Annotated in this window: 9 protein-coding genes; all 9 read right to left on the reverse strand. The window is 45.4% G+C overall.

From position 1 onward, the window contains the following. Entirely contained in the window at window positions 1–1,092 is a 1,092-nt protein-coding gene (locus PHE24_02670; protein MDD4902017.1) for a hypothetical protein, read from the reverse strand. 65 nt (window positions 1,093–1,157) lie between these two features. After that, on the reverse strand, window positions 1,158–2,492 hold the full coding sequence (locus PHE24_02675; GenBank protein ID MDD4902018.1) for a hypothetical protein: 1,335 nt from the start codon (window positions 2,490–2,492) through the stop codon (window positions 1,158–1,160). A gap of 294 nt (window positions 2,493–2,786) precedes the next feature. After that, entirely contained in the window at window positions 2,787–3,845 is a 1,059-nt protein-coding gene (locus tag PHE24_02680) for a hypothetical protein (protein ID MDD4902019.1), read from the reverse strand. A 468-nt stretch (window positions 3,846–4,313) separates the two neighbouring features. Then, window positions 4,314–6,077, reverse strand: a complete 1,764-nt coding sequence (locus PHE24_02685; protein ID MDD4902020.1) for a hypothetical protein — start codon at window positions 6,075–6,077, stop codon at window positions 4,314–4,316. A 232-nt stretch (window positions 6,078–6,309) separates the two neighbouring features. Continuing rightward, on the reverse strand, window positions 6,310–6,924 hold the full coding sequence (locus tag PHE24_02690; GenBank protein MDD4902021.1) for a hypothetical protein: 615 nt from the start codon (window positions 6,922–6,924) through the stop codon (window positions 6,310–6,312). Between the two features lie 158 nt (window positions 6,925–7,082). Next, the gene (locus PHE24_02695) at window positions 7,083–7,652 is read right to left on the reverse strand and encodes a hypothetical protein (protein ID MDD4902022.1); all 570 of its coding nucleotides are present in this window, start codon (window positions 7,650–7,652) and stop codon (window positions 7,083–7,085) included. A 99-nt stretch (window positions 7,653–7,751) separates the two neighbouring features. After that, window positions 7,752–8,945 (reverse strand): ABC transporter permease, encoded by a 1,194-nt coding sequence (locus PHE24_02700; protein MDD4902023.1) that lies wholly within the window; start codon window positions 8,943–8,945, stop codon window positions 7,752–7,754. Between the two features lie 182 nt (window positions 8,946–9,127). Then, complete coding sequence (locus tag PHE24_02705; protein MDD4902024.1) at window positions 9,128–10,447, reverse strand: ABC transporter ATP-binding protein; 1,320 nt, start codon at window positions 10,445–10,447, stop codon at window positions 9,128–9,130. Window positions 10,448–10,532: 85 nt separating this feature from the next. After that, window positions 10,533–12,113: a fibronectin type III domain-containing protein gene (locus PHE24_02710; protein ID MDD4902025.1), complete on the reverse strand. Its 1,581-nt coding sequence runs from the start codon at window positions 12,111–12,113 to the stop codon at window positions 10,533–10,535. Window positions 12,114–12,283: the final 170 nt, after the last annotated feature.

The raw sequence follows: 12,283 nt of genomic DNA on the forward strand, positions 1-12,283 counted from the left end.
TCAACCGAGCTTGATTTTATTTTTCGCCTTTCTCTTTAAAATGACGATGATCGGCACTAACACGAAAATGATCACTAAGATGCCGCCGCCGACAGCGATGATCGGCCGCCAATTTGTTGAGCGGGGATTTTTCAATGATTGCAGCGCCGCGTTATCATACTCGACGATCCGCTCGTTGCCGGCGCGGTCAACGGCTTTAACCTTGATCACGCTGTTCAAAGACTGGTCCTTAAGGATATAGGGCGAGTCAGCTTTCACCCAGCCGGCGGGCAAAACTTCCTTGATCCTGAAAATCTGACGGATAAATCGCTCAAAGGCGCTTTCCTTTTTTTCTTGCAGATTTTGCGCCTTGGTTTCCAGAACTTCATAGTGATCAACTCCGGTCTGCTTGTCGACCGTGGAAAAAACCACAAAATATCGGCCATTGGCGACTCGCGGACTGTTGTCGATCTCGATCACGAACGGTTCGGGCGGAATTTTGTCAGCCGCGATCTTCTCGGCCCAGACATCCGAGCTGGTCGTGATCTTTTCATTGATCTCAATAACCGCTCCTTGCGCGTTGATCGAAACTCTGGTGCCCTCGCCGTCATTGATATAAGCTTCCGTATCCGAGCTGAAATCAATCTTGGCCTTGTGAAAAACGATGGGGTTTTTGGGAGAAAAAATCAACGAACCTAAAATATTGCTATCGCCCGGATCGCCCGGGATGACGCCGCAATAGCCGCCGGGAATTCCGCCGGAAAAAATAATTTTTCCTTCGCGGTTAACCCGCTCCAGCGCCTCCTGATCCGGCTTTTGCACCCAAATGGTTAAAAAAGATTCTCCGGAATTAAAATCCTTGAACTCCAGGATATCGGAAGGAAAATTAATGCCGACTTGCGCGGCATTAATGCATTCGCCGCTCGAAACGCCAACTTTTACCCGCACTTCAATGACATCATTCGGCCCGATCGTTTTTTGCGGCGGATCAAGATAAAAAGTGGCGGCTTTAACCGAAATCGGGAAAAAAACAACTGGAAATATAAAAATAAATATTCCCAAAATAAACGTGGAAATTTGAAATTTGAAATTTGAAATTCGTTTTTTCATCATAAAAAATATTAAGATTGGAAATTGAATTTTAAAATTTCTAATTTCCAATTTCTAATTTCTAATTATCATCCTGTCCAATAATACATCATGATGGAAAAATCGGCTAAACCGACTTTGCCGTCCTTGTTGATGTCGGCGGTCTGGTCAGAGGTATCCCAGTTATAAAGCAAGATGGAAAAATCCACCAGGTTAACCGCGTTGTCGCAATTCAGATCGGCAATGCCGCACTTGCCCTTTTCCGGCACATTCTTGCCGACATAAAAACTGACAGAACGGCTGAAATTGCTCTCGATCACGCCGGTCGGACTGTTCAGGTGGATCAAAGCTTTGGCCGTATGAAAATCTTCGGTTAAAGGCGCGGTATTAAAAACCAAGCTCCAATCACCCTCTGCCCCGCTGGTGGTGGTGGAGACCCTTTCCAGATCCGAATTGACGTGCACGGCAATATTGACGGTCGGGGAACTCTTGCCGAAAATTTTTATGCTCTCTCCTTTGTTCACTTGATTCTTGTTGACATCGATAGTGGGTGAAAGATAAACGTTTTCGATGGTCGTAATCGATTTGGAAGCGACGCGAAAGGTCAAAGTGAGCAAAGTGGATTTTAAGCCGCGCTCATCGTCGGTCCAAAGTCCGAAAGAAGAAACGCCCGGAGTCGTATCGCCGCTTTGAAAATGAAAATCGCCTTTGGAGTCGGCGCGCACGATGCCGGCGACGTTGCCGTCGATCAAGACCCGGACTTCGCGGTTGGGATAACCGTTGCCGTTAATGACCACTAAAGTCTGGTCGGGCGGGGTTTTTGTGCCGGGTACAAAGCCGGAGGTTCCGCCGCTCGAACCGCCTCCTCCGCCGCCGGTAGTCGGCAGCTGGCCCGGCTGGGGTTCTTGATTGCCGACCACGCTGCAATTGCTTAAATCGAGCCGGCAATTAGGAGTGCAATGCAAGGTGCCGGTGGTATAACCAAAACTTTTACAATCGGCGCCGCCAAAATCAAGGTTGTCGCATTCCTCCGCCTGTTGTTTGTGCAGATCGCCGCAAGTGTAGCAAGTCGAAGTGGAATAGGCGGTGCAATCACTGGTGCAAGCCAGCCGTCCAGAGACGAAAGGCAGCCCGGTGTAGATATCGATGAAACTTTGGCAAGTCGTGGTGCCGGTGTTGGACAAAATTCCCCTGGACGGATTGCCCGGATCGCAAAACTCATAATAAGGGTCGATAAAACCATCGCCGCAAACCAACAGAATTTTTACCGAAGTTTCCAGATAGGCGGAAGTGGAGGCATAAGCCGAGAAAACCCCTTCTTTCATCGCACCGACCCGAGCCCAAGGAAATAAATTAAAATTCAAAGCCAGACACAATAAACAAAAAAAAGAAACCAACAGGATTTTGGGGAAATTTTTATTCATATAAAAATAATCCGGAACATTAAAAAATTATCTGCCGAATGCCGCCGCTATTAAATTCGAAACGCGAAATCATAAATCCGAAATAAATTCAAAATCCCAAATCCAAAACTTTTTAATTTAACCCCTCTCAAGCAAAGGGATTCAGCCTTCGACCGATCCAAACGTTTTAGGATTTAGCGCTTAGAATTTTAGATTTGTTTCGGATTTCGCCTGCCGGCCGGCAGACAGGGATTTTGTACTTCGGATTTAACGCCAGCAATATTCAGATTGCGGATGAACCTGGATTATATCTTATTATTCATTCTTTTCCTCCTTGTGCTTTTCGGCTTGTCTTACCAGCCATTGCCAGAATTTTTTATTAAGAGCTTTGAAGAAATTAATAATCGTGCGCAAGATCGGCCGGGAGGGCAACAAAACCAGCCAGATAAAGAAACGCCAGAATCTGATCTTAACCAGCAGGGCGATTATCGCCAAAACTATCAAAACTATCCCCGCCGCGACCAGCCAGGGCCAGACGCCCAAATTATTTCCGCCCAAAATGCCCGGATTAGCGATAGTAAAGGCTATTTCATAATAATTGACGATCTCCTGCTCCTTATAAATTCTAACTTTGACCCAATATTGTCCGGCGGGAAGATGAGTGGTAAATTCGGCTGTCACAGCCGCGGTGGAAAACGGGTCGATCTTTTTGATCGATCGGTCCACGCTTGACTGGAGCATTTTTTTCTTACTCAGATCCCAAACCTCGATTGTTACTTGGGATGGCGCGGTTTTGACATTGCCTTTATTTTCGATATTCATCACGACCCTTATTTTGTAAAAAAGCCGGTTGAAGATCGGCGCCCAAATTTTCCAATCCCAAGGTTTGCCCAAGCGCTCGAAATCAGGAATGGAAACCAGCCTGACCAAAAAGTCCGCTTGGGAAACATTAGTCAGCGCCAAGTCAATATCGATCCGCGCGCCCAAAGCGATGGACACGCCGGCTCCATTTTCCGAGGCCGGGGCGACTTTAACATCGATCGCGCCGGTATAGTTGCCCAATTCCGCGCCTTTGGGAATTTTAAAAGTTATCACCATCGGCACTTGCAATTTTCCCTTGGGCAAAACAAAACTGCCGCCCTGGTCAAGCGTAATCCAAGAAGCTATTTCCGGAGCATTGACTTTTACTTCCGCCTTAAGATCATCGGCAGCGTCCGACCGCAATAACATTATTTCCTGCTTGTAGGTCGAGCCTGGCGTTAATTGATGATTTTGGATCAAAGGCGGTGAAACGCCAAAACCAGCCCGAACGCCATTAGCCCAGGAAAAAAGCAAAACTAAAACAAGCAAAGGCAATAAAATTTTCTTTAGCATTTAAATATATTCAATCTGAAGGGTGGCAAAGGAATGAAGCGACCCTCGGGAGCGCAAAATTTTGCGTTCCTGCAAGGGATTTCCCCCTCAAATTTTCACAATCATAAAACTATACGCCGTGGTATATCCCCCAAATTGCGTATAATCCTACAACTTAATCATACAATAACTTTTTGGCAAATGCAATGATGATTATTAAACAATTATTAAGTTTAAAAATATTTATTATTAGCCTTTTTAAACCAAGGTCGCCAAATATTTTTTTAGCCTTAGAATCCGCCTGAAATACTGGACAAAAATTATCCTTGCCCTGTTCATAAAAAGTGATTATCGCTGAATGCTCTTTCGAGCATTAATTTTCAAAATTCGAGTCAAATTTAGGCTGAATACGGCATTCGGCGACACAATCCCATAAGAGTAAAAAAAGAGCGCCCGATGAGGCGCTCAAAATTGAAAATTTTGTCAACTTCACGGATACTGCCAATCGTCATATTTATTTAGAACCACGGTAAAAGTATTGACGCCGTAAAAGGTGGCGGACGGCGTACCGGCCGGAACCCTGATGCCCCAATAAATCTCAGCCGAGACGTCACTTTGATCAATCGGACGAGCAATTCCCAGAGTCACCGTATCCGGAGTTGTCGAGGAAGTGTTGCCGGCGGAAAAAGAGAAGGGATTTTTATCATGTTGCTGATTATCGATCTTGATTATTTCCGGGCCAACATGATTTTTCAACATATCCTCGCCGGAAACCGCCGTATCGATCGGAGTGTTGCCGTAATTAACCACGGTGGTCGAGGCATTGTCCGCGCCGGTATTAGTACCGGCTTGAACGGTGCCGTAAGGAATGGTATTTTCATCGACGCTTAAAGCCGCGGACGAAATAACTTCCACGCCGTTTAAAGTATTATAAAGACCCAAGCCTTTCAATCCCAGCGCATCGTTGGCTTTAATGCCGGCATACCAGGAACTGGTGGAAGCGACGCTGGAAGCATCGGTCGGCATGGTAAAAAAAGCCAGCGTGGTGCTGCAAGTGATCGAAGCGGTGGCGCTGCTTGGCCCGGAACAATTGGAAATAGCGCAATGATCGGTGGCGATCTGATAACAATTATTATCGTTGGCGCCGCAGTTATTGCCGCCCGAAACCGCTTCTAAATAAATCGTACTGGTGGCGGTGGACAGATCGGTACAGCCGTTATTATCGGTAACACTTGAAGAAGTTGCCAAAACTAAAACTTCCGACGCTCCTTTGATGTTCAAAGTGATATTATTACCGCTATTTAAAGTCACGTTGGAAACTGTCGGCGCGACATTATTGACATTATAAACGCTGGAGGTGCCATTGCCGGTCGAAGCGGCCATATTGTGCCAATCTTTGATAAAACCATAATAAGTATAGGCGGCATGCATTTGGGGAACGTCGGTGGTGTAATCGCAAGAAACGCTGGTCGCCACGGAAGAAGAACCGTGGCAAAGTTCAGTGTCGCCACAGCCGCCACCGACCGTCCAGCTATTACTGGAACAAACGAAGATGCTCATATGATCAGATCCGCCTTGAACGTCGGAATCCGTGGTGCTGGCGGTAATGGTCACTGCCACTCCCGGATCTTTATTGTCTGACGAGGTATAAAGATGAGTTAGCTGTGGCGCGTGATTGACATAGAACGGACTGCCGCTGTCGCCGGCGCCTTGGCTTTGAACCGAACACCGCTGATCGCCCCAATGGCCGTCACAAATAAAAGCATACCAAATCTGCATTTCCGAACCCGGATCGGTGACATTGTTGTAAGTGCAGCTAACCGGCACTGTGCTGGAAGCTTTACTGGAAAGACAAAATTGAGTTCCGCTGACGCAAGAAGGCGGCTGGCCGTCCACCGTGGTAGTAGCCTGGGTGCCCGAACAAACGATCATCCAATAACTGTCTCCCTCGTCATCAAGCGCGGTGCCGGTAAAACCAATACTGCCTCCGACATTAACCGGCGAAGTAGAAGAGGAAACCGGACTTTCCGCCGGGCCGGCGGTAAAGTGCGGCGGAGAGTTTTTCACGACCACCGAAGTGGTGGCCGTCGCCGCCTCGGCATCGGCCGCCAGATTAACAAAACCCTTTTGCGCCGGTTTGACGAAATTCAAATTCAAGTTGAAAGAAAACCCCAAGACTATCACATTAAGCAAACAAAAAATCACGATGATCGGCAAAGTGTGTTTAATTTTCTTTTGTAAAAATTTGGCCATATTTAATTATTAACTCAATTTACGCCATAAACAACTTATCCACAGCTATTATCCTTATTCATATTATACCACTTTTCCGGAGCTAAATGAATTGCTCGCGCATTAGCAGAAAAAAGGCTAATTTTAAATTAATTTACAAATATCAATTATCGATAAGACCAGCTTGACCTTCAAATAACAATAGATAAGAATAGATCTTTTTTACTTTTTATTTTCTACTTTTTACTTATTTTTACACTTCATAATAGTAAATATTTTTGTCAGGCTTGTATTCTTTTTCTTTTTCAGTCAAAACTTTTTCCTCGCCGCCGATCAGAAAATTAAACCATCTTTTTTTCGGTTCGGTTTTCAAAACCTTGATCGGTTCCAAAAAAGGAATAATGAATCCGGAGCTGATAATTATAGCGCCGGCTCTGGGCTCGACGCGCAATTTTTTATAAATTTCGCGCAAAATTTGAACATCCAGGTAACAATAAACAACATTGGCCCCCTTGATATCCGCCAGATAATAGTCGGCGCATTTGACTTTGATCCGGCTGCCGCGGAAAAAAATCTGCAGCCGGGCCAGCGTGCAATGCCATAAACTGTCATCGACTCCGACCAATTTCACCGTAGGGAATTTTTTTTCCACCGCCCAAAGAAAGCCAGACCGGCCGTAACCCAAGGAGTAAACAACATAATCGTCTCTGATCTCGATTTGTTCCAATATTTTTTCCATTACTTCCGGATGCGACTGCAGGAACGGGGCAAAACCGAAAAACAGCAATTCACGCAAAATAATAAAAATAAAAAATAAGACGATAAACAGAATAATTGCTTGAACGATGAAGATGATTGTCGAAGCCATTAAATTAAAATTTAGGGGGAACCCCTCAATAGTCCCGCCGGGGCGGGATCAAAGCTCCCCTTTCGCGGGAATAAAGGCGCTCGGGTCGCTCCACTATCCGGCCGACCCTCGCGGTTATTTTATACCAGCGAGCTCGCTGACGGGGAATTATAGATTAACTAAAATATGCCGAAAGTTTTCAGCGCGTCCTGGAAATCCTTTTGCATTGAAGAAAAATCGGCTTGATCCGCGCCGGGATAAGAATCGACGGGATAAAAATAATAGACGTAAGAATATTTGGTCGAATTGGTTTTCAATTCAGTTTCTCCGGCCGCCAATTTAAAACTCGCCTTATCGTCATATCTGATATACATTAGCGGCGCGGCGTAATTCGGATTTTTTACGTAAAGAATTGTCGTTTTTCTGTTGACATTATTAGTGTCTGACATTCGCCAGAATCCTTCCAAAAAACTGGGCACGTTGAGCGCGCCCTTGGCTCCGGCCGGAGCGCTTAAAAAGAAAGATTGGCGGGAATAAGTGGCGTTTTTCCTTTTATCCAGCAATACCTGGGCGGCTTTTTGCTGCTGCAACTCGGCCGTCCGTTTGGCCGCCATTTGCGGCTGCCAGAAAAACAGCCAAAAACCCAGCAAAATAAGGAGCGCGATAATAACGCCGAGAACCGGATAAAATATTTTTTTATTTCCGGTCCAGGAAATAAATTTTTGTTGCCGCTCGATCTTGTTGTCCATAAAATTAAATTTAATTTATTATAAATATTTATGTTTAATGAGATGGTTATAAAGCTATTTTTAACAATCCGCCGGAACGCAAAATATTGCGTTCCTGCTTTAACTGTACCGGATCGCGTCCAGCGGGTTAAGTTTAGAGGCGTTGCGCGAAGGGAAGAAACCGGTTAAGGCTCCCAGAATCGCCGAGAAAATGATCATAAATGCCAAAAACCAAAGGGGAAATTCAAACAAGTTGACTGCTTGGCCGCCCATCCGCTGAGCGATAAAACCCAAAATCACATTGATCGCCACTCCTCCCCCGACGCCGATCGCCACCCCGGACAAGCCGCCGAAAAATCCCATTAAAACCGCTTCCGACAGGAAGAGGATCTCGATCGTCAAATTGGAAGCGCCGATCGTGCGCATAATTCCGATTTCCTTGGTCCGCTCCAGAAGCGTGACCGTCATGGTGTTGAACATGCCGATCGCCGAAACGACCAGGGCGATGCCGCCGAAAACGGCCAACACGATCTGAATGGCGCCAAAGATCTTATTGGCCTGATCCACGGTTTTGGAAAGTGAATTAACAATGAAACCTTTGGCTAAAAATTCATTCGAAGCTTTATCCAAAAACTCCCGGGAGCTTACTTTTACTCTGACTCTTTCATAAGTTCCGATGGCGAATTGCGAAGTCAAATCACTTAACGGAACAAAAGCGTAAAGAGAGGCATCGTCGGCTATTACGCCCTTGATGCGATATTGCTTATTCAATGGCATCTCATGGACCTTGCCATCGGCGGCAGGAAGCAAAACTTTCAAATCCACGTATTGGCCGATGATCTCTTCGGATTTGGCATCAAAAAGTTTTAATAAGGCGGAAGAAATAACCAAGCGATCATCCTCGTCCTCGGCAAACAAATCGCCCTTATCAGCGATTATGCCGGCATAGCGGAAATAAGACGAATCGACTCCCTTAAGCATAATGCTGCCGGTCAGGCCGTTGTAAGTGAGCGAGGAACTGAAGCTGGCCAAAGGCGAAACATCTTCGACATTATCCATCAGTTTGAATTCCGCCAATTTTTTATCATCGATCGTGATCACTTGCGAAGGCGGCGCCAACACGTCCAAAGAAAGCATCGCTTCGCCGAAAACGATCTTTTCCAATAAAATCCTTTGCAGACCGTAACCCAGGCCGACCAAAATCACCACGGCCGAAATACCCACGCCAATACCCAAAATCGTCAGCCAAGTTCTCATCGGCCGAGTGCGGAACATTCTGGTCGCCAATTTAAAGGTATCTTTATAGTTGATCATATTTTATCACGTAACACGTAGCGCGTAACACACGACAGGGTGCGGTAGAAAAATTTTTTCTTTAAAACTATAAGTTAATTAGTTAATTAGGCACTTAGTCGTATTAAAACGAAGTCCGTAAATAATAATTAATATTGTCTGCTATTCAACTAATTAACTAATCAACTAAGTAACTAAAAATTCTATGATTTGTTGGCGGTGTCGATCCCTTGGGTCAATAATTTCTCAAAATAAAATACCACTTGGTCCCGATCTTTTTTATCAAGCCCCACGCCGCCCTTCTTGGCCGACTTTTTCAGAATTTCTTCCAAATCCTCTTTGCGGATCAGCCCGGAAACGCGGTCGCGGACCGCTTGTTTTAAAACCGCCTTTTGGTCGCGATCGACCCTGATCTTGGCTTCCTCCATTACATAATATAGCAGTTCATTGATCAGTTTGTCTTCCCGGCTGAAAAAAGCCCCTTCATTCATGCGGCGGCGATAGCGCCGGACATCTTCCGAATGCTTTAAGATCTGCATCACTTTATCGGTCAAGAATTTGGCCCGGACTTTCGGCAGCCCCACCCCGCCTTTAGCTAACGGCGCGCTTAAAATTTCATAAAAATTATCGCTGCCCATGGTGCGCAAAATCATCAATTTCACCGCTTTTTCCAAGCGATCGATCTGCAAAAAATCCAAATCCTGCGTCAAATAATTGATCAGGCTTTTGACTTTCAAATCTTCCGGTTCAAAATAAGGGAACATCTTGGACAGCAGCTCGATTTCGGTGACCAAAACTTTCTGCCGGTCGAATTTGACGACTTGCTTCTTGTCCGGATTGGGAACGGTGCGCAAGAGCTGGCCGTCTTTCATGTAAAAAACCCGGTGGCACCAGACCAATTGCGACGCGTTATGGGTGATCATGATCACGGTCTTCTTATCTTTTTGATTGATCTCCTCCAAAACGCGCATCACCTGATCGGAAGATTTGGAATCCAGGTTGCCGGTCGGTTCATCAGCCAGCAAAATATCCGGATTGTTGACCATCGAACGGGCCACTGAAGCTCTTTGCAATTGTCCGCCGGAAAGCAACATGGGATAATTGTCCGCCTTATTGCCGATGCCGAAACGATCGAGGAGAGCCTGTCCGCGAATCTTCCTTTTCGCCCACGGAATACCCAGAAAAGTCTGCGGTAAAACCGTATTATCGATTACGGAAATCGAATTGATCAGGAAAAATGCCTGATAGATGATGCCGATCGTCCGCGCCTGGTAGTTTACCATTTCCGCCGGAGAAAAAGCGTAGGGATTTTCGCCTTTTACCAATATTTCTCCCGCTGAAGGCTGCAAGATACCCAAAATGCTGTAAAAAACCGTAGACTTGCCGCAGCCCGAAGGGCCGAAAAGCGCGATAAACTCACCGGGATAAATATCCAGATTTAAATCGGTGATGGCCTTAAACTCGTTCTTCTTGCCGAGGTTATAGACCACGTCCATGTGCCTGCTTTGTATTATAGGCTCCATCTTATTAGTTAAAAGTTGAAAGTGAAAAATTATTAATTTTATTTCTACCTTATAACTTTTAACTTTATAACTTTTTACTTTCTACTTATTTTTTCCCGTTGACCCAGCCGAAGGTGGATTCGAAATTCTTCAAAATGATATCAATGATGTTTTGTTCGCGGGTGGGCGTCAGCATAATATAATCGCTGGTGCGCGCTTTATTGCCGACATTGTCATAGCATTCGATCCAAAATTTATAAACCGTCGAAGGCAATAAATTCGTCGTTACTTGCACGTGTTTGGTGCCATAATCTTTTTCCATCGGCAAAACGTCCACTTTTTCCGTGGCATTGAAACCCTGATGGAAAGAAAATTGGCAGACCGCTTCTTCGTCCGTTTCCCAGCTGATGATCGTCTGCACTTTCGTGTCCGCGCCGGGATAAAGAGTCGATTCGGTATTGACTTTGGAAATAGCCGGCGGCAGCACGTCTTTGATGGTCAAAAAAGTAAAAGGCGAACTTTGCGCTTTATCGTTATTTTCGCTCTCGGCGGTGATCATGGCCGAATAATAGGTATCGTACTTCAGATTATCCAGGCGGATCGAATGGACGATCGAATAATTGGAATTTCCCTGCATCTTGGTTTCGCCCGTATCCAGATCGGTGTACTCGATATAAGCGGAGCAAGGGATATTGGTGGCAAAATTTATGGTCGCCGCGCTCTCTTCGATCTTGGCAATGGTGATATTATAAATTTCCGGCAGGATCGATTTAGTCACAAAAACCTTGTCAGTACTCTTAGTCTCCACGCCCAAGCTGGTTTTGGAAACAACCTGAAAATGATAAGTCGTTGCCGGAGTCAGGCCGTTGATCTGCGCCGTATGATCGATAACCTGTTCGTCATAATTTCCTTCCTGCCAGACATAAGGATTGGGATTATTGGCGTTGAAATCTTTTTCTGTCACCAGCGCCACGATCGAATTGGCTTCCTGGTTGGTCTGCCATTTGATAATGGCGTAATCGACGCCGGTTTCCACGTCAACCTTGTCAAAAATTATTTCCAGTTTTTCCGTGACCTGCTGGGCCTGCTCTTGAATTTGATTCTGAATAATTTGCAGGGTCCGTTGGTCGGTGATTTTATTGATCTCTTCCAAAATTTGCGTCACTTGCTGTTTGTTGGTTTCGGTGCTGGAAGACACTTGCTCGGTGTTGCCCTGGTACTGGCCGGGAGTTTCCGAAGGGCCCGGATACTGGCCGGGCTGCTCGGACACCTGCGCGTTTTTATTTCCCGTGGTCACAAAAGAAAAATCGCTGGAAATCGCCTGATTGCCCGAAACGTCCGAAGAAATAATGCGGAAATAATAAGTGGAGTCAGGCAGCAAATCGTCCAAAATTATTTTATGGCTGGTTTTATCGGAAAGCGGATCGCGCACCATGCCGTAATTGCGATTCAAACCGTAGTTGACCAAGGAATCCGATTGCTCGTCCGTCTGCCAATAAATAGTCGCCGAGCTGGTAGAGATGCCGTCGATCTTGGAGTTAAAAATTATCGGCGGGATCTTGTCGTTGGCGGCCGCTCCGGCCTGGTTGGCGCGGAAATTGCTTATCAAAAACAAACCAACGATAAAACTCGCGGCTAAAGCCAAAAGTAACAGCAAAATATTAATGATCAGCAAATGTTTTTGCATAATTCCCCTTGTTTGTTATTCTCCCCCTTTTTTATCTTGATTTTATTTATCTTCATTATATCAGAATCAGGCTCAACTTAGAAATAATAATAATTAGTTGATTAGTTAATTGGTTAATTAGTTTGACTATAAACAAACCTTGTTCTAATTAACGAATTTCGTTTTAATAC

The organism is Patescibacteria group bacterium, assembly GCA_028707065.1.
Lineage (GTDB): Bacteria > Patescibacteriota > Patescibacteriia > Patescibacteriales > WJLG01 > JAQTUZ01.